Source organism: Cellulomonas sp. P24, assembly GCF_024704385.1.
Classification (GTDB): Bacteria; Actinomycetota; Actinomycetes; order Actinomycetales; family Cellulomonadaceae; genus JAJDFX01.
The window spans coordinates 3,599,561-3,618,203 of sequence record NZ_JAJDFX010000002.1 but is presented as its reverse complement, the minus strand read 5'-3'; the positions used below and the strand labels follow the sequence as shown (position 1 = coordinate 3,618,203).

Below are 18,643 nucleotides of genomic sequence, written 5' to 3'. Positions count from 1 at the left end.
GTGCCCCGCGGCTGGGTGCCGTGGGCTGACAGGTCAGGTTACCGGGGTGGCGAACCTCCTCGGGTCGCCGGCGGGAGGCGCGGACACCGGAGGCACGAATGGACGTCGCTAATGAGAACTGCTATCGTTAGCATCTGACGGCGACGATGCCGCGCCCTCCAGCACCGACTCCGATCGAAAGGTCTCTCCCCATGCGGCTCGCCCCCCGAACGACAGTGCCGGTGCTCACGGGCCTGATCGTCCTGCTCTCGCTCGGCGCATGCTCCTCCACCGGCACGACCCCCTCCTCGACACCGGGCGGCACGATCGCCGTCGTCGCCTCGACCAACGTGTGGGGCGACGTCGCCCAGAGCATCGGTGGCAACGCGGTGACCGTCACCTCGATCATCAGCGACCCGAACGCCGACCCGCACTCGTACGAGGCCAACGCGCAGACCGAGCTGGCGATCTCGAAGGCAGCCGTGGTGATCGAGAACGGCGGCGGCTACGACGACTTCGTCGGCACCATGATCGCCGCGAGCGGCACCAAGGCGACGGTCGTCGACGCCGTCACGGTCTCGGGGAAGACCGCCGTCGACGGCCAGCTCAACGAGCACGTCTGGTACGACTTCCCCTCCGTCGACAAGGTTGCGACCGCGATCGCGAAGGCGCTGAGCACCGTCGATCCGTCCCGCGCGGACACGTTCTCGGCGAACGCCGCGGCCTTCACCGAGAAGGTCGCCGGCCTGCAGCAGCAGCTCGACGCGGTCAAGGCGGCGCACGCCGGCGCCGGGGTCGCGATCACCGAGCCCGTCCCGGTGTACCTGCTCGACGCCGCGGGCCTCGTGGACAAGACACCGACGGGGTTCTCCTCCGCCGTCGAGGCCCAGTCCGACGTCCCCCCCCGCGGTCATGCAGCAGACCCTCGCGCTGTTCAGCCAGCACGACGTCGCCGCCCTGGTGTACAACGAGCAGGCCGTCGGGCCCCAGACCACTGCGGTGCTCGACGCCGCCACCAGCGCGGGGATCCCGGTCGTCCCGGTGACCGAGACCCTGCCGCAGGGGAAGGACTACGTCTCGTGGATGTCCGCGAACATCGCCGCTCTCGCATCGGCGCTCGGGAAGTGACCCGCGAGACCACCAGCAGCCTGGCGACGGACGCCGAGGCGCCGGTCCTCGAGCTCGAGGCCGCCGGACTGGCGTTCGGCGACCGGACCGTGTGGTCGGGCATCGACCTCGCCGTCGCCCCCGGCGAGTTCCTCGCCGTCCTCGGCCCGAACGGTTCCGGGAAGACGAGCCTGCTGCGCGTCCTGCTCGGGCTCCAGCAGCTCAGCACCGGACGGCTGCGCGTGCTCGGTGACACGCCCGGGAAGCGATGCTGCGCGATCGGCTACGTGCCGCAGCAGCGGCTCGTCGACCCGATCACCCCGGTCCGGCCGCGCGACCTCGTCCGGATGGGCATCGACGGGCACCGGTGGGGCCTGGCAGGCCTGCGCCACCGACGTGAGACCCGACGACGCGTCGACGAGCTGCTCGACGCCGTCGGGGCCTCGGAGTACGCCGACGTCCCCGTGGGCCTCCTCTCCGGCGGGGAGCAGCAGCGCGTGCGGATCGCCCAGGCGCTCGCCACCGACCCGGCCGTGCTCCTGTGCGACGAGCCGTTGCTCTCGCTGGACCTGGGTCACCAGCGCCAGGTGGTGGACCTGATCGACGACCGGCGCCGCTCGCACGGCACGGCCGTGGTCTTCGTGACGCACGAGATCAACCCGGTCCTGCCGGTCGTCGACCGCGTCCTGTACGTCGCCCCGGCCGGCCATGCGATCGGCCGGCCCGACGACGTCCTGACCTCCGACACCCTCACCCGCCTGTACGGCACCCCCGTCGACGCGCTCCGCGTGCACGACCGGATCGTGATCGTCGGCGGCTCCAACGAGACGCACCACCACATCGAGAGGCTGCCACGATGACCGTGTGGACCGTCGTCCCGGCGGAGGACTTCTGGCACCAGCTCTTCTCGTTCCAGAACTACGGCGAGCTCCTGGGCCTCGTGCACAACTCGCTCATCGCCGGCGCAGCGCTCGGCCTCGTCGGCGGGCTGGTCGGGGTGTTCGTGATGAACCGCGACATGGCGTTCGCGGTGCACGGGGTCAGCGAGATCTCGTTCGCCGGCGGCGCCGCCGCGCTCCTCGCGTCCGTCAACGTCTCGCTCGGGGCGATCATCGGCTCGCTCGTCGCGGCGGTGATCATCGGGGCGATGGGTTCACGGGCCAGGGAGCGCAACTCGATCACCGGGGTCCTCATGCCGTTCGCGCTCGGCCTCGGAGTGCTGTTCCTCGCGCTGTACAAGGGTCGCTCGGCCAACAAGTTCGGCCTGCTCACCGGTCAGATCGTCGCCGTGGACAACCCGCAGCTCGCCTGGCTCCTCGGCACCTCGGCCGTCGTCGTCATCGGCATGGCGGTGATCTGGCGCCCGCTGATGTTCTCGAGCGTCGACCCCGAGGTCGCAGCAGCCCGCGGCGTGCCCGCCGGCCCGCTCTCCCTCGTCTTCATGGTGCTGCTTGCCCTCGCTGTCGCGATGGCGGTCCAGGTGGTCGGCGCCCTGCTGGTGCTCGCGCTGCTCGTCACCCCCGCCGCCGCCGCGGTGCGAGTGACGGCGTCACCGCTGTGGGTCCCGGTCCTCAGCGTGGTGTTCGCCGTCGTCAGCGCGGTCGGCGGCATCCTGCTCGCTCTCGGCGGGAGTATCCCGATCAGCCCCTACGTCACGACGATCTCGTTCCTCATCTACCTCGGGTGCCGGGTGATCGGGGCCCGGCGAGGCCGCTCCGGCTGGGCACGACGCATCGACGCGCCCCGGGACGACATCTCGGTCGAGGTCTGACCGCACACGACGAGACCGGTCCGCACGTCACGGTCGCCGGTGGGGTCACGGCGCGGCAGCCGGCGCCACGACGACGGGTCACGACCAGCGGCACACGACCCGCAGGTCACGACCAGGGTCGCGTGCCACCGTCCGCCGCGCCGCTGCCCGACTCACCGTCGACCGGTACACCGCCTCGCGCCCGTCCGGTCCCCACGGGCGCGTCGATCGCAGCCCCGTACCGGCGGTCCCGACGGGCGTAGTCCTCGACCGCACGCCACAGGTGACGCCGGTCGATCGCCGGCCACGGCTCGTCCAGGAACGCGAGCTCGGCGTACGCGGACTGCCAGATCATGAAGTTCGAGATGCGCTGCTCGCCCGACGACCGGATGAACAGGTCGACGTCCGGCAGGTCAGGCTCGTCGAGGTAGCGCGCGACGGTCTTCTCGGTGACCTTCTCGGGGTCGAGCCGGCCGGCCGCGACCTCGCGCGCGATCGCCTTCGCCGCGTCGGCGATCTCGGCCCGTCCGCCGTAGTTCACGCACATCGTCAACGTGCAGACGTCGTTGTCCCGCGTCAGCCGCTCGGCCTCCTCGAGCTCCGCGATCACCGAACGCCACAGCCGTGGTCGGCGTCCCGCCCACCGGACACGCACCCCCCAGTCGTGCATCGTGTCCCGTCGACGGCGCAGGACGTCACGGTTGAACCCCATGAGGAACCGGACCTCTTCCGGGGACCTCTTCCAGTTCTCGGTCGAGAACGCGTACGCGGACACGTGCCGGACGCCGATCTCGATCGCCCCGGCCACGACGTCGAGCAGCACGGCCTCCCCCGCCGCATGACCGGCGGTGCGTGGCAGGCCGCGCTCGTTCGCCCACCGCCCGTTCCCGTCCATCACGATCGCCACGTGCTGCGGGACGAGCTCGCGCGGGACGGCAGGCGCCGTCGCCCCGCTCGGGTGCCGCGGGGGCGGGATCACCACGTGCGGAGCCGTCGGCTCGGAGCGCGGACGGGACCGTGCCATCAGACGCGCTCGACCATGCGGAGGGAGCGCAGCTGGCGCTCGAGGTGGAACTGGACGAACGCCGACACCAGACCGTCCGCCTCACGTCGATGACGGTCGTCGCTGTCCTCCGCGGCCGCCCAGTCGCCGCTGAGCAGGGCGGCAAGCAGCACGAACGTCTCCGGGGCCGGCGAGGTCGACCCGGGTGGCCGGCACGACGAGCACACCGCCCCACCGTGCCCGAGGGAGAAGGAGTGGTGCGGTCCGGGTTTCCCGCAGCGCGCGCACTCCGTGAAGCTCGGAGCCCAGCCCGCGATCGCGAGCGCGCGCAAGAGGTACGAGTCGAGGACGAGCCCCGGCAGGTGCTCGCGCTGGGCGAGGGCGCGGAGGGCACCGGCCAGCAGCCAGTACTGCGGGACCGCCGGCTCGTGCTCCGCCTCGACGAGGCGGTCGGCCGTCTCGAGCATCGCGGCCCCGGCCGTGTAGAGGGCGTAGTCCTCGCTCAGCGCCCGACCGTGCGCACCGAGGGTCTCGACCTGGGTGACGATGTCGAGGTTGCGCCCGGCGTGCAGCTGGACGTCGATCTGCATGAAGGGCTCGAGCCGCGCCCCGAAACGTGAGGACGTCCGGCGGACGCCCTTGCCCACCGCACGGACCTTGCCGTGGGTGCGGGTCAGGAGCGTGACGATCCGGTCCGCCTCCCCGAGCTTCTGGGTCCGCAGCACGATCGCCTCGTCACGGTAGAGGCTCACCGGACCATCATCCACCCCGTCCGGGCCGCCCCGACGGTCCCACGCCCGGTGCGCGCGCATCGACCCGTCGATCAGCCGGGGACGCGCGACACCGTGTACTCGTCGTCGCCGATCCCGTGGATCCGCACGATGATCTGATCCCGCCCGGCCTGCTTCGCCAGCCTGAGCGACGTGTCGACCTCGGAGATCACCTCACGCGGCGACCTCGTCGCAGCGACTCCGACGGACAGCGACAGCCGCAGCCCCGGGGCGATCGTCGACCAGTCGAATGCGCGCGCCTCGTGCTGGATGCGCAGCGCGAGCGCCTCGGCAGCGTGCGTCGGGTCGACGCCGACCTCGGGGCGGAGCAGGACGAGGAACTCGTCGCCCCCGTACCGCACCGGCAGGTCCTCGACCCGCACCGTACGCGTCAGGATCTCGCCGACCGCGATGAGCACCTGGTCGCCGATGACGTGCGAGTGGGTGTCGTTGACCCGCTTGAAGTGGTCGATGTCCACCATCACCGCGGACTGCTCGCCGCGAGCCGCCGCGAGCCGGTCGGCGAGCGCACGACGGTTGTACAGGCCGGTCAGCGGGTCCTGACGGCTGAGCAGCGTCGCGCGTTCGGCCTCGCTCGCGAGCCTCAGCGCACGGACCCGTGCGTCCAGCCCGTCGAACCACGCCGACCGTTCGGTCCAGCGCTGCCGAAGCAGCTGCTGGAACCGGGTCGACGCCCGCTCGAGCGCCGGATGGGGCCCGTGCTCGATCACGTCGAGCTCCTGGAGCGCGACGTCCGCCATCGACGACCAGATCACCCGGTTGGTCTGGGTCGCCGCCTCCCACGCGGTCGTCAGGAAGTCCCGGGCACGGCGGTGGTCGCCGAGGGCGACGTGCGCGCGACCGCACGCGAGCGATCGAAGGATCCGCTCGGACCGGTGCGGGCCGAGCGGGATGTCGTCGACGATCAGCCGGAACGCCGTCGCGACGGCGCCGTGGGCACCGAGCATCTCGAGGGCGAAGAGCCGGCCCCACTCCGCGACGGCCGAGAGGCTCGGGTCGCCCTCCGACTCCTGGAGCGCCCGGCGCATCTGCGTCGCCCGGGACAAGCAGGTCACGAAGTGCGGCGCGGCACCGTCGTCGTCACCGACGAGGACCAGCAGCGAGCCCCACTCGGCGTGGGTGAGCAGCGACTCGCTGAGGACGTTCGCGCGACCGCGTCCCCCGAGCATGACCGCAGCACGGGTCAGCAGGTCGTCGCTCGCCTCGTAGAGCATCATGCTGCGCATCCCGATGCCCGTGATCGTCGCGCCGGACAGCTGGTTGTAGGACCGACCGTCCAGCTCTCCGAGCAGCACCTGCGCATGGGCGAGGTCGTCGATCGCCCGGGCCGCATCGCCTCGCCCGGCGCTCGCGTTCGCGCGCAGCGCGAGGGCCTTCGCCTTCCAGAACGGCAGGTAACGGCCGGGTGAGATGGCGACCAGGCTCTCCGCCGCACCGAACGCCTCGTCGTAGCGCCCGAGCTCGCACAGCCCCAGACCGGCGATGAACCAGGCGTACCGCTCGGTCAACCGGTCCCCCGAGGCACGGCACAGCGCGACCAGGGCGCGGCACAGGAGGACCGCCTGCTCGGCCCGTCCCCCGACGTACGCCGCATGGGCGTCGTCGGCGAGCGCGTCGAACGGACCGAACTCGCCGACGAGGACGAGGTCGCGCGGTGCGGTCATGCCATGACCACCGCCCCAGGTCTCATCCGCGGCCCCGAAGGCCCGGTACCTCAGCGTTGTGCACGGTTCACGGCCGAGATGATCGCCTTGAGCGAGGCGGTCGTGATCGACGGGTCGATGCCCACTCCCCACAGCGTCTCGTCACCCACGGCGCACTCGACGTAGGCGGCCGCAGTCGCGTCGCCGCCCGACGCGAGCGCGTGCTCGGCGTAGTCCAGCACCGCGACCGTCACCCCGATGGACCCCAGCGCGTCGACGAACGCGGCGATCGGGCCGTTGCCGGTCCCGTGCAGGGTTCGCGGCACGCCCGCGTCGACCAGGTCGACGGCCAGGGAATCGGCCTCGTCGGTCGAGCTCTCGACCCTCGTCCCGCGCAGGGCGAACCTTCCCCATGGCTCGAGGCGTCCGCCCGGGACCGCCGGGAGGTACTCGTCGGAGAAGATCGTCCAGAGGTCGTCGGCCGTGACCTCGGAGCCGAACGTGTCGGTGTGCTTCTGCACGACGTGCGAGAACTCGATCTGCAGCCGTCGCGGCAGGTCGAGGTCGCGCTCCGACTTCATCAGGTAGGAGATCCCGCCCTTGCCCGACTGGGAGTTGACCCGGATGATCGCCTCGTAGCTGCGCCCGACGTCCTTCGGGTCGATCGGCAGGTACGGGACGGCCCAGACGAGGTCGTCGACCGTTCCACCCGCCGCGTCGGCAGCGACCGCCATCGCGTCGAGGCCCTTCTTGATGGCGTCCTGGTGCGAACCGGAGAACGCCGTGAAGACGAGGTCCCCGCCGTAGGGGTGGCGCTCGCCGACGGGGAGCTGGTTGCAGTGCTCCACGGTCCGGCGGATGCCGTCGATGTCCGAGAAGTCGAGCTCGGGATCGATCCCCTGGCTGAACAGGTTCATCCCGAGCGTCACCAGGCAGACGTTCCCGGTGCGCTCCCCGTTGCCGAACAGGCACCCCTCGATGCGGTCCGCCCCGGCCAGGTACCCGAGCTCCGCGGCGGCGACGCCCGTGCCGCGGTCGTTGTGCGGGTGGAGCGACAGCACCACGTCCTCGCGGTAGTGCAGGTGCCGGCTCATCCACTCGATCGAGTCCGCGTAGACGTTCGGCGTGGCCATCTCGACGGTGGCCGGCAGGTTGACGATGACCGGGTGCTCGGGCGTCGGCTGGAAGACGTCGAGCACGGCGTTGCAGACGCGGACGGCGAACTCGAGCTCGGTCCCGGTGAACGACTCCGGCGAGTACTCGTAGAAGACGTCGGTGCCGGGGATCGTCTCCTCGTACTTCTTGCACAGGTGGGCACCGGAGACGGCGATGTCGACGATGCCGTCCTCGTCGGACCGGAACACGACCTCGCGCTGCAGCGTCGAGGTCGAGTTGTAGAGGTGGACGATCGCTTGCTTCGCCCCGGCGATCGCCTCGTAGGTGCGTTCGATCAGGTGCTCACGCGACTGCGTCAGGACCTGGATGACGACGTCGTCGGGGATGCGGTCCTCGTCGATGAGCATCCGGACGAAGTCGAAGTCGGTCTGCGACGCCGACGGGAAGCCGACCTCGATCTCCTTGAAGCCGATCCGGACGAGCAGCTCGAACATCTCGAGCTTGCGCTGCGGGTTCATCGGCTCGATCAGCGCCTGGTTGCCGTCCCGGAGATCGACCGCGCACCACCGCGGAGCCTTCACGGCATGCGCCGAGGGCCAGGTCCGGTCCGGCAGGTCGACGCGGAACTGCTCGTGGTACGGGCGGTACTTGTGCACCGGCATGCCGGAGGGCTGCTGAGGGTTGCGTTCGTTGGTGGTCATCGCGTCGTTCCTTCGCTTGCGGGGTCCTGTCGGTATCCATCAGCCGGCACACCGACCACCGCGGCGAGAGTCCGGCTAGAAGGACTCGCCGCGGCGACGAAGGAGCAGCAGAGGCTGCGCGTAGCACACGGTCGACACTGTACGCGCAGGCCCCCGCCCGTTGTCGAGCACGTCCACGGATCGGAAGCCGCCCGCAGGCTCCTGACGTCGCCGAACGGCCGGACTCACCCGCGTCACCCGGGCAGCGCGACGACGAACGAGACGTCACCGAGCAGCACCCGGGCCCCGCTGCGCACCCGCACCCGGGTGCTCGGCACGCAGATCACCTGCTGGCCGTCCGGGAGCGTGACCACGGTGCCGTTCGTCGACCCCCGGTCGACGACCCACGCACCGCGCTCGTCGACCACGAGCGCGAGATGCGTCAACGAGACCGACCGCGCCGGGTCGCGGACGGTGATGAGCTGGGCGACCCCCTCGCCCGCCGCCGGTCGCGGGTCACGCCCGAGCAGCGCGGTCCCCCGGATCGTGATCCTGCGCCCGTCGGAGAGATCGATCCGCACCGATGCCGCGCCGCGCGCGCCGATCCCGCGCGGGTGCCCCGGGTCGCCCTCGCCCGGCGACGTCCCTGCCGGCGGGTCCGTCGCCGGCGCCGGGAAGTCGGGCACGCGCGCGATCACCTCCGGGGTCGGCCGGGCCGCGACGACCGGTGCCTCGGGTCCGTGGCGCGGCGGTGACGGGACCAGACCCACAGAGGCGGCGCCTGGCCGCGGATCGGCCGGAGCGGCGTCCGGCCGGTGCACCGACACCGCTGTCGTCCTTGTGGGGACCGTCGGGCTCGTCGGGTCCGTCGTCCCCGTCGTCCCCGTCGTCCCCGTCGTTCCCGTCGGGTCCGTCGGGTCCGTCGGGTCCGTCAGGTCCGTCGGGTCCGTCAGGTCCGTCGGGTCCGTCAGGTCTGCGGGTCGCCACGCAAGCGTCGTCCAGTCCGAGGCGGTCGACCGTGCACGCGGAGCGACACGGCCGCCCGAGACCGCCGCCGACAGCACCACGCCGAGGCGACGCCACGCGGCGACGAGACGCTTCTTCGCTGCGACGCGGCGGGTCCGCCCCGCACCACGCACTCCTGAGGTCGGCATCGCGTGCGCCCTCAGCGGACTCGCCGGAGGGAGGCGAGGGACAGCCTCGCCCGCAGCCGCCGCCACCGCGACATCCCGTGGTCCAGCGCTGCGACCGTCGTCGCCACGTCCGCCCAGTACGCGTCCACCGCGGCGTCGTCCGGCGGACGTGCACCGAACACGGCCTCGTCGGTCCGGTCCGCGAGCGCGAGCCAGACCGCAGGCTCCGCCGTCGCCACGCGCGCACCGGTGTCCCCCGCGAGCGCGAGCGCGATCTCCCGGCGCGTCGCCAGCGGCGGCGGCGGGCGACCGTGATCACGCGCGGCGTCCAGGACCTCCGACCAACCGCCCACGACCCGGGTCACCGGGTCCGGTGCCGAGTGACGCCGCCGCAGCCGACGACGCTTGGCACCGAGCACCAGCGCCGCCGGCAGGACGAGGAGCACGAGCGGGAACGCCGCGAGCCCCCCACCACGGCGACCGTGTGCCACACCGATGTCCCCTGGCCCGCGTGACGCGCCTCGTCGACCTGGGGCTGCTCGAGGTCGTCGTTGGGCGCGTTCACCGGGGGCGCGGGCGGTGGCGGCGGCTGCAGCACCTGCGGGTCGGCCTCGGGCTGCTGCGCCTGGGTGTCCTTCTGGGGCGTCCGGCTCTCGGGCGGGGTCGGGTAGAACGGCACCCAGCCGTACCCGGCGAACGCGATCTCGACCCACGCCTGGACCTGCGCGCCGGTGAACGTGATGGACGGTGCCCCGGCCTGGGCGTCCGTCGGGACGAACCCCAGGACGACACGCGCGGGCAGCCCCATCTGCCGGGCCATCAGCGCCATCGCCGAGGCGTACTGCTCGCCGTCGCCGACCATCAGCCCCCCGCCGAGCAGCGTCGCGATCCGGTTCGCACCGTGACCGGCGAGCGACGGGTACTCGCCCGCGTCGGTCTGGCCGTCGCTGAAGTACCCCTTGTCGGCGAGGGCCTTCTGCAGGCTCCGCGCGACCAGGACGGGGGCACCGGCCGTCCGGGCGATCTCGGCGGCACGCACCCCGACCACGTCCGGGACGTCCACCGCCGGGGGCAGGACCACGTTCGCCGCAGGCGCACCACCGACCTCGGTGTCGTCCGGAACGGGCGGCAGCACGGCGTCGATCGTGTAGGACACCCCGTCGGACAGCCCGCCGGTGAGGACCGCAGCCCCCGTCGCGTCGTTGTAGCGCAGTCGCTCGGCCGTCCCACCGGCACCGGTGAAACGGAACGAGGTGGCGTCGCCGACGGTCGGGAGCCACACCCCGGACAGCGCGCGGATCTGCACGCCGACCGTCACGGGCTCCCCACGCACCGTCTCCGCGATCGTGCTGCCGACCCGGCGGAACTCCCCCGAGCCCTCGGCGGCGCGCCCTCCTGCGACGTTCCACACGACCCCGTCGAACGCGTCGAGCGTGGCCAGCCGCACGGTCGCCCCCTTCGGCAGCCCGGTGACCGTCAGCAGGTCGGTGTCCTTCTGCTCCTTCACGAACCGTCGGAAGGCGGACAGCGGGCTCTTGAAGTCGCGAGGGTCGAACGGCGGGGTGATCTCGTCGCGCAGCACGTACCGTGCCGACTCGCCGCCCACGACCGGGCCGAGCACCGTGCCGGACCCCACGGCCACGCCGATCACCACCACCAGCGACAGTGCGCGGCGCGGCTGCAGGCCACCGGTACGCCATGCGGCCCAGATGACGAGCCCGACCGAGAGCACGAGCCCCACCGGGAGCGGGACGACGGCGGTCGCGGTCCCGAGCAGCACCGCGGCGACGAGCACGGCAGGCGGCACGAGGGCAGCGGCCGCACGCGCACCTCGAGCCCGGGAGCGCCACGCCGCACCGAGCGCGAGCGCCGCACCGCACAGTGCCAGGACGAACGGCGCGACCAGCACGGTGCCGGTGTCGCCCAGCGGCGGGTCGAGCGTCAGCACCTGCTTCCACGACGTCACGACCCCGGCGGCCAGGCCGGTGAGCGCGGCACCGCTCGGCAGCACGTGGGCCGTCATCATCCGCGGGGCGGCGACGGCGCCACCGATGCCGAAGTAGACGAGCACCAGGACCGCGACCACGCCGAGGCCGGTCCACCGCCGCCACGCGCCGAGGGCGGCGACCCCCGTGCCGAGGGCCAGGCCGGCGGCGATCGCACGCCACGCAGGTCCCGCCCCGAACACCGGCACGAGAGGCGTCAGGGCGAGGGCGAGCGCACCGACGAGCACGACGACGTCGACGAGCGCACCTGCGCGACCGATCCGGTGGGGGCTCGGCCGGGCAGCGGCGTTCACGACCCCACCGCCAGCAGCGCCTGGGGGAGGTCGGCGAGGTCGCCGAGCGTCACGAACGACACCCCGCGGCGGGTGCGGACCGAGAGCGGCACGCCGACCGAGCACCCGACGACGACCGTGCGCACCCCGTGCAGCACGCGAACGGCGGCAAGGATGTCGGCCTCCGGCACCACCGAACCCAGGACGACGATCACGGCGGACGCGTCGGGGGCCCGGCGCGCGCAGATGGCCGCGAGGTCGGCCACTCGCGGCTGGTCGTCACCCATGACCAGCCCTGAGCAGTCGTCGAGCAGCAGCACGCTGCTCGAGGACCGGAGGACCGACTCCCCGGCGCACGCCGTCAGCCCGCGCTCGTCGCGGACGGTCCCCACCCCGATCGACGCAGCGACGGAGACGGCGAGCTCGAACTCGGCGTCGTCGGAGAAGTCCTCGGTGCACGTGGCGAGGGCCAGGGCCGTGTGCGTCCGTCGGGTGTCCTCGTACTGGCGCACCATCAGCTGGCCGGTCCGCGCGGTGGTCTTCCAGTGGATGTTGCGGCGGTCGTCCCCGGCGACGTAGACGCGGAGCGCATGGAACGACATGTCGTTGTTCGACAGCTCGCGCGTCGACTGCCCCTCGAGGTCACGCAGGACGCCGGCGCTCGCCCCCGTGAGCGCGACGACCTCAGGATGGACGTAGAGCTCGATCGTGTCCGTCCACCGCACGCGTCGACGCAGCAGTCCCAGAGGGTCGCCGCGCACCGACCGGACCGGTCCGACGGTGATCACGCCACGGCGCGTCGTCGGGATGGAGAACACGTCCTCGTGCACGGCACCCGGGACCATCCACGGCAACGCGAACGTGGCCGACCCCGCGCCGACGGGCAGCTCGACCCGTGCCGGCAGGAGGCGCCTGCGCGCCGTGCTGACCACCTCGACACGACCGAGCGCACGCTGACCGATGCGCACCCGCGTGTCGACGAGCTCGAGCGTCACGGCGTACGACGAGCGCCCGACCGCGAAGACGAGCGACACCAGGAACAGGACGAGCAGCACCGCCCCCGCGGTGGCCACCTCGACCCAGCCGCGCTGCCACCCGACCGCCAGCGCCCCGGCACCGGCAGCCAGCACCACCCAGCCGGTCGACGTGACCGGCAGCCGCGGCCGTCGCACTCAGTCCACCCGAACCACGGGTGGCGGCGTCTGCGCGACCACCCGGGACAGCACCGCCGCGGCGGTCACCCCCGCGAACTCCGCCTCGGTCTCGAGGACGATCCGGTGCGACATGACCGGCAGCGCGAGCTCCTTCACGTCGTCCGGCACGACGAACGTGCGCCGCTTCGACGCCGCCCACACCTTCGCGCACCGGACGAGGGCGATCCCCCCGCGGACGCTGACCCCGACGGCCGCCTGCGGGTCGGCACGGGTCGCCTCGATCAACGCCGCCACGTAGTCCAGGATCGCGGCGTCGACATGGACCCCGGCGGCCAGCTCGGCCATCTCGCCGACGGCGACGGTGGTGATCCTCGGGAGCAGGCTCGCGGTCCTGTCACGGGCCGCCGAACCGGCCAGGATCTCGACCGTCGCGGCGCGGTCCGGGTAGCCGAGCGAGGTCTTGATGAGGAACCGGTCGAGCTGCGCCTCGGGGAGACGGTAGGTCCCCGCCTGCTCGATCGGGTTCTGCGTGGCGATCACCATGAACGGTCGTCCGACGGTGTGCGACACCCCGTCCACCGAGACCCTCGACTCCTCCATCACCTCGAGCAGGGCGGACTGGGTCTTCGGCGACGCCCGGTTGATCTCGTCGGCGAGGACGACCGACGCGAAGATCGGCCCCGGGTGGAACTCGAACGCACCGGTCCCCTGGTCGTAGATCGTGACACCGGTGACGTCCGACGGCAGCAGGTCGGGGGTGAACTGGATCCGGCCGTGCGTCCCCTGCACCGTCGCGGCGATCGCCTTCGCGAGAGAGGTCTTGCCCGTGCCGGGGGCGTCCTCGAGGAGCAGGTGCCCCTCGGCGAGCATCGCCGTGAGCGCGAGCCGCACGACGTGCTCGTTCCCGAGGACGGCCTGGCCGACGTTGTCCACCAGGATGTCGAACGTCTCGGCGAACCATGCGCTCTGCTCGGGTGTCATGCGACTTCTCTCTCTTCGGTCGTCCGCGGCACGCCCTCGGCCGGTCACGCTGCGCTGCTCGTCGGGAGCACGTGGATCTCGCTCACCCCGCCGGTGCAGCGACGGTGGTCGTCACCGCGACGGCGGTCGTCGTGCTCCAGCCGAGCGCGTTGTCGGCCTGCACCTCGACGGTGTGGTCCCCGGGATCAATCGACACGCGCACGCCGTCAGTTGAGGCGGGGACCGTGCGCCAGCCCACCGGGAGCCCGTCGATCCGGTACCGGACGCCACGGATCGCCAGGCCACCGGTGCCCTGCGCACCCCAGTGCACCGTGATCTCGCCGGCGACCGTCGTGTCCACCGTGACCGTCGGCTGCTGCGGGACCGTCGTCGGGGTCGCGGTCACGGTCGCCCAGTCGCTGCACGCCGCCTTCGTGTTGCACGCGCGCACGCGGACGGTCGTCGCGGTCCCCCGATCAGGCCGGTCGCCGTGAACGTGGTGCCGGTGACCGGTGTGGGGTACCCGTCGACCTCGTAGTGGTCGATCGCGATCCCGGTGCCGCCGGTGTCCGCCGGTGCGACCCAGGAGAGCGCCAGCTGGCCGGAGCCCCACGGGGTGTCGGCGGCCCGCACGTCCGTCGCGGTCACCGAGGTCGGCGTGCCGGGGGCGCTCCAGATCTCGCCCGTCGTGGCGCCCCACGCCGACCAGCCGGCCTTGTTCTTGGCCCGCACCGCGAACGTGTAGGTCTGGCCACGCTGGGCGTCGGGGAGCTGGTACGAGAGCGTCGTGCCGTCCAGGCTCAGCGCGGCCCCTCCGTCGACCGTCAGCTCGTAGCCGCTGACGGTGTCGCCGTGATCGGGTGGCGTCGTCCAGGTCACGGTGATGGTGCCGGTGCCGAACGACCCGGTGTCCTGCTGCGTCGCCGTCGGGGCGGGCGCGTCCGGGGGCGCCGCAGGAGCCATCGGGGCGGACGCCGGGCTCCAGTCGCTCGGGTCCGGGGCCCGGTTCACCGCCCGGACGCGGACGGTGTACTGCTTGCCGTTCGTCAGTCCGGTGAAGGTCGTGGTCGTCGCGGTCGAGGTGAGGGCGGCGGGTCCGCTGTCGGGGCTCGGGCTGATCTCGACGGCGTACGACGTCACCGGTGATCCCGCACTGGCCGGCTGCTGCCACGTCGCCGTGAGCTGGCCGTCGCCGAAGGTGAGCGTCGGTGCCGCCGGTGCGTCCGGTCGGGTGTCGGGCCGCAGCGGCACCGACGACGGGCTGTCGTCCGACCACCCGACGGCGTTCTTCGCCGCGACCGTGAAGGTGTACTCGACGTTGTTCGTGAGGGTGTCGACGGTGCAGGTCGTGCTGACGCACTCGGTCACCACGGCCGCACCCCCGGCCGTCGGGGTCGCGGTCACGCGGTACCCGGTGATCGGCTCACCGTTGATCGCCGGGGCGTCCCACGCCAGGACCACGGTGTGGTCACGCACCTCGACGCGACGCGGTGCGGTCGGGGCGTCGGGGCGCCCGCGGACCACGGTGACGACACGTCCCTCGACGACCCGATCGGGATCCCCGGTGGCGTCGCGGACGCTGTAGCGGGTGATCATCGTGCCGATGAACCCGGCGGCAGGCCGGACCACCACGTTGCTCCCGCTCACGACCGCTGTCCCCGCCCCCCGGCGTCTCGACGACCGCCGACACCACCGTGAGAGGAGTGTCCGGGAACGGGTTGTACGAGCCGGCGAGCACGGCGATGGTGCGGTCCTGCCCCTCGACGCCGTCGGGGACCTCGTGGTCGGCGACCCGGGCCAGCGGCCGGGAGCTCGCGATCACCCGCAGCTCGACACGGACGCCCATGGTCCCGCTGCGCCCGTAGCCGAGCGACAGGGACAGGCTGCCGGTGGTGCCCTTGGCCGTGCTCTGGCCGGCACTCACCCGCAGCACGGACCCCTCGAGGGTCGCGGTGAACCCGGCGGGCACCGCCGACGTCAGCAGGAACGCGTACGGGACGACGGTGCCGTTCGCGTCCGACGGCCCGGTCGTGAACGCGGCGAGGTCGACCGACACCGCCGCCTCGCCGGGCGAGACCTCGATCACCGACGGGTCGAACGTCGGCGGGTAGTCGTCGACCGCGTAGACGCTGATCGGCAGCGTGAGCACCTGGGTGCGCGCCGAGGGGTCGGACGCCGAGGCGCCGTCGGTGACCGGGACCGTGATCGACGCCGGACCCGCGTAGCCGGGCGCCGAGGTGAAGGTCAGCGTCGTCGGGTCCACCGTGAGCGGACCGCCGTTCCACTTCGTCGCGGTCACCGCCGCCGGGTCGGCGATCCGCGCGACCTTGCCCGGGGCGACCTGGACCTGCTCGGCCAGGGAGATCGTCAACGGCTGGCCGGACGCCACCCTGAGCGCGGGTGCCTTCGGGCGGCGCACCGGAGGGAAGTCACCGAGCGCCGGGACGGTGATGAATGCGTACGTGCTCACGCCACCGGCCTGCGGGTTCGTGTTCGTCAGCAGGTACGGGAGGGTCTGCGCATGGTCGACGAGCGTCACGACGACCTTGTCCGCGGCATCGACACGCGCCACCGCCGAGGCAGAGGCCGGGACCGAGACGGCGAGGTCACTCAGCGGGCCGCTCGGGTTCTGGGCCACCGCGAGGACGTCGACCTCGACGCTCGTCCGGTTGAGCGTGTCGGTCGCCGGCACCACGACGTCCCTCGCCACCGGCGGAAGGTACGGCGCTGCCGGATCCACCGTCACCATGAGCACCGCGGTCGCGGTCGACCCCCGGGCGTTCGAGGCGCTGTAGACGATCGGGTACACGCCGGCCGTGTCGGGGGCGACCACGATGATCCGGCGGCCCTCGACGCGGGCGTCGACGCCTGCCGGGAGGCCGAGTGTCTCGGACAGGGTGAGCTCCCCGCCGTTCGGGTCGATGTCGTTCGCCAGGACGCGCACCTCGACCTGCTGACCAGGACGGACGGTCACGGCGTCGTCGCGCGCGATCACCGGTGCGGCATCGCGCGGTCGCGGGCTGATGCCCACCCGGATCGTGCCGATGGCCCGCTGACCGACCCAGTCCTCGACGGCGTAGGTGAAGGTGTCCGTCCCGACCTCGCCCGGCAGCGCCTCGTACTCGATCCAGTCCGCACCGACGCCGGTGATGCGCCCCTTGAGCGGCGCCTTGTCCTCACCGAGGAGCACGACGCCGTCGCCGTCGGGATCGATGCCCACGAGCGGGATCGGGATCCGGATGTTCTCGCCCTGGAAGACGCGGGCCGTGACGTCGCGCGGCAGGGGCGGGGACTTGGTCGTCGGGTCGGACGCGTGGACGTCGACCGTGAGCTGCGCCGACGTGACGTTGCCGGCCGTGTCCTGGACGCTGAACGTCGCGTGGACCGTCATCGGCGTGCCGGTGGCCTGGTAGCGGAGCACGTCGCCGGTCACGAACAGCAGGCCCTGGCCGGGGCCGAGCGGTTCCGCGAGCTGCCGGACGACGGTGAGCCGGTCGCCGTCCGGGTCCTCGGCGTGGTCGAGCACCGGGATCGTCACGACCCCGCCGGTGCGCACCGCGACGCTGATGTTCTCGACCACCGGCGCCTGCTGCGCGGCGGATGCCGGCACGGGCTGGACGACGACCTCGCTCGTCGCCGCCGCCACCCCGTTCGACACGGTGTAGCCGACGCGGACCGGAGCCTCCAGGACCCGGGTCGACGAGATCTCGAGGAGCTGGTGCCCGATCACCGCGACACGCAGGCCTGACCCGTCGGGGACGTCGATCGACTGCAGCAGGAGCACCCCACCACTCGGGTCGACATCGTTGACCAGGGGGTTCACCGTGACGTCGCCACCCGGCGGGAGCAGCGCGAGGTCACGCACCGCGATGGGCGGGTCCGGCTTCGCGGGCCACTCGCGGACGTCGATCCGGGCGAGCCCCGTCGCCTGCTGAGGAGACGCGGTCACGAGGAACGAGACGTAGTACGTGCCCGGCCGGGCCGCGCTGAAGGTGAACGTGCCTGCGGTGAGGTCGGACGTGATCGTGGCTCCGGGGACGTCGTCGACGCCGGCGAGCCGCGCCTGCTCCTGAGAGGTGGACCGCACCGAGTCCAGCGGGTGGATCGTGACGGGTGCGTCGACGTAGGTCACCGCCATCACCGGGTCGATCACCGGTGGGACCGAGCCGGCCGGGCGCACGTCGACGTTGAGGACACCGGTCACGGTGTCCGTGCCGTCCGAGACCGCCAGGGTGACCTGGGTGCGGCCCAGGGTCTTCCCGGTCGCCAGGTAGGTCACGGACCCGTCCTGACGGAACCTGACCGTCCCCTCGGTGGCCGAGGCGCTCAGGAGCAGGAGGTCGTCGCCGTCCGGGTCGCCGAAGTCCGCAAGCACCGCATAGGTGGCCTGGCCGCCCTGGTCGACCGCCAGGGATCCGATGCGGAGCTGGACCGGGGCCGCGTTGACGCCCGCACCGTGCACGGTGAGCTCGACCGTCGCCGTCGACGGTGCGTTAGCCCCGCGTCCGTCGGTGATCGTGTAGGTGAACCTGACGGTCCCGGTCGCACCCGCCGCCACCGAGACCTGCAGCTCACGGCCGCCGTACACCAGCTGGAGCGTCCCGAACGACGCCGGGATGCCGTCGAACTCCGAGATCGCGAGGATCCCGCAGTCCGAGGACGAGTCGTTGTCGATGACCGGGAGGATCGCCGTGCGCCCGGGTCGGACGCCGAACGCGTCGTCGCGCGCCGTCGGCGGCGCGGACCGTGGCGTGCACTCGGTCGCGAGGGTCTGCTGGGTCCGGCTGCCGTCGGCAGGCGTGCTGCTGTTCTCGGGCGCGGTCTCGGGCACGATGTCCTGCCAGTTCGGCTCCCGGGCGCTGGCGTCCACGAGCGGCAGCCACAGCCGCCCTCGGCGGGAGTCGTTGAGCGCGACGACCGACCGGTTGACCCGGAACACGATGGTCGCGTCCGACGCCAGCCCCTCGAGCGTCTCGAGCTCGGGCCCCTGACCTGCGCACATGCTCAGGTAGTTGGAGCCGCTCGACGCCCACGCGGCGTGCACGCACC

The 18,643-nt window shown here is 72.5% G+C and carries 14 protein-coding genes; 2 read left to right on the top strand and 12 right to left on the bottom strand.

All coding sequences use genetic code 11. The annotated features are described in order from the left end of the window. The first annotated feature begins 191 nt into the window (after window positions 1-191). Together LJB74_RS20670 and LJB74_RS16880 are read left to right on the top strand one after the other, a co-directional pair. A complete protein-coding gene (locus LJB74_RS20670) occupies window positions 192-1,946 on the top strand; it encodes a metal ABC transporter solute-binding protein, Zn/Mn family (protein WP_310650863.1) in 1,755 nt (584 codons plus the stop codon). Beyond that, window positions 1,943-2,857 carry a metal ABC transporter permease gene (locus LJB74_RS16880; RefSeq protein WP_259309627.1) on the top strand — a complete coding sequence of 305 codons (915 nt, stop codon included), beginning with the start codon at window positions 1,943-1,945 and terminating at the stop codon, window positions 2,855-2,857. The genes LJB74_RS20670 and LJB74_RS16880 overlap by 4 nt, the downstream gene beginning before the upstream one ends. Before the next feature lie 106 nt (window positions 2,858-2,963). Here LJB74_RS16880 and LJB74_RS16875 read toward each other — a convergent pair whose 3' ends face one another. The 12 genes from LJB74_RS16875 to LJB74_RS16820 form a co-directional block, all read right to left on the bottom strand. Next, window positions 2,964-3,860 carry an isoprenyl transferase gene (locus LJB74_RS16875; RefSeq protein ID WP_259309626.1) on the bottom strand — a complete coding sequence of 299 codons (897 nt, stop codon included), beginning with the start codon at window positions 3,858-3,860 and terminating at the stop codon, window positions 2,964-2,966. After that, window positions 3,860-4,591, bottom strand: coding sequence for a DNA repair protein RecO (gene recO / locus LJB74_RS16870; protein ID WP_259309625.1), 732 nt, complete (start codon window positions 4,589-4,591; stop codon window positions 3,860-3,862). The genes LJB74_RS16875 and recO overlap by 1 nt, the downstream gene beginning before the upstream one ends. 71 nt (window positions 4,592-4,662) lie before the next feature. Beyond that, a complete protein-coding gene (locus LJB74_RS16865; protein WP_259309624.1) occupies window positions 4,663-6,294 on the bottom strand; it encodes a diguanylate cyclase in 1,632 nt (543 codons plus the stop codon). Window positions 6,295-6,344: 50 nt separating this feature from the next. Next, on the bottom strand, window positions 6,345-8,090 hold the full coding sequence (leuA, locus tag LJB74_RS16860; protein WP_259309623.1) for a 2-isopropylmalate synthase: 1,746 nt from the start codon (window positions 8,088-8,090) through the stop codon (window positions 6,345-6,347). A 233-nt stretch (window positions 8,091-8,323) separates the two neighbouring features. Next, the gene (locus LJB74_RS16855) at window positions 8,324-9,223 is read right to left on the bottom strand and encodes an FHA domain-containing protein (protein ID WP_259309622.1); all 900 of its coding nucleotides are present in this window, start codon (window positions 9,221-9,223) and stop codon (window positions 8,324-8,326) included. Window positions 9,224-9,234: 11 nt separating this feature from the next. Beyond that, complete coding sequence (locus LJB74_RS16850) at window positions 9,235-9,555, bottom strand: DUF4129 domain-containing protein (protein WP_259309621.1); 321 nt, start codon at window positions 9,553-9,555, stop codon at window positions 9,235-9,237. Window positions 9,556-9,563: 8 nt separating this feature from the next. After that, window positions 9,564-11,501 carry a transglutaminase family protein gene (locus LJB74_RS16845; RefSeq protein ID WP_259309620.1) on the bottom strand — a complete coding sequence of 646 codons (1,938 nt, stop codon included), beginning with the start codon at window positions 11,499-11,501 and terminating at the stop codon, window positions 9,564-9,566. Beyond that, window positions 11,498-12,652, bottom strand: a complete 1,155-nt coding sequence (locus LJB74_RS16840; protein ID WP_259309619.1) for a DUF58 domain-containing protein — start codon at window positions 12,650-12,652, stop codon at window positions 11,498-11,500. Before LJB74_RS16840 ends, LJB74_RS16845 begins: the two co-directional genes overlap by 4 nt. After that, window positions 12,653-13,615, bottom strand: coding sequence for a MoxR family ATPase (locus LJB74_RS16835; protein ID WP_259309618.1), 963 nt, complete (start codon window positions 13,613-13,615; stop codon window positions 12,653-12,655). A gap of 82 nt (window positions 13,616-13,697) precedes the next feature. Next, a complete protein-coding gene (locus LJB74_RS16830; RefSeq protein ID WP_259309617.1) occupies window positions 13,698-14,000 on the bottom strand; it encodes a hypothetical protein in 303 nt (100 codons plus the stop codon). Next, on the bottom strand, window positions 13,997-15,070 hold the full coding sequence (locus LJB74_RS16825) for a fibronectin type III domain-containing protein (RefSeq protein ID WP_259309616.1): 1,074 nt from the start codon (window positions 15,068-15,070) through the stop codon (window positions 13,997-13,999). The genes LJB74_RS16830 and LJB74_RS16825 overlap by 4 nt, the downstream gene beginning before the upstream one ends. Then, window positions 15,063-18,638 carry an Ig-like domain-containing protein gene (locus LJB74_RS16820; RefSeq protein ID WP_259309615.1) on the bottom strand — a complete coding sequence of 1,192 codons (3,576 nt, stop codon included), beginning with the start codon at window positions 18,636-18,638 and terminating at the stop codon, window positions 15,063-15,065. Before LJB74_RS16820 ends, LJB74_RS16825 begins: the two co-directional genes overlap by 8 nt. Window positions 18,639-18,643: the final 5 nt, after the last annotated feature.

Bases quoted from the DNA above. Each gene is read 5' to 3' on its own strand.
- LJB74_RS16865 (WP_259309624.1), bottom strand. From the start codon at position 6,294: ATGACCGCACCGCGCGACCTCGTCCTCGTCGGCGAGTTCGGTCCGTTC.
- LJB74_RS16880 (WP_259309627.1), top strand. From the start codon at position 1,943: ATGACCGTGTGGACCGTCGTCCCGGCGGAGGACTTCTGGCACCAGCTC.
- LJB74_RS20670 (WP_310650863.1), top strand. From the start codon at position 192: ATGCGGCTCGCCCCCCGAACGACAGTGCCGGTGCTCACGGGCCTGATC.
- LJB74_RS16855 (WP_259309622.1), bottom strand. From the start codon at position 9,223: ATGCCGACCTCAGGAGTGCGTGGTGCGGGGCGGACCCGCCGCGTCGCA.
- LJB74_RS16835 (WP_259309618.1), bottom strand. From the start codon at position 13,615: ATGACACCCGAGCAGAGCGCATGGTTCGCCGAGACGTTCGACATCCTG.
- leuA (WP_259309623.1), bottom strand. From the start codon at position 8,090: ATGACCACCAACGAACGCAACCCTCAGCAGCCCTCCGGCATGCCGGTG.
- LJB74_RS16875 (WP_259309626.1), bottom strand. From the start codon at position 3,860: ATGGCACGGTCCCGTCCGCGCTCCGAGCCGACGGCTCCGCACGTGGTG.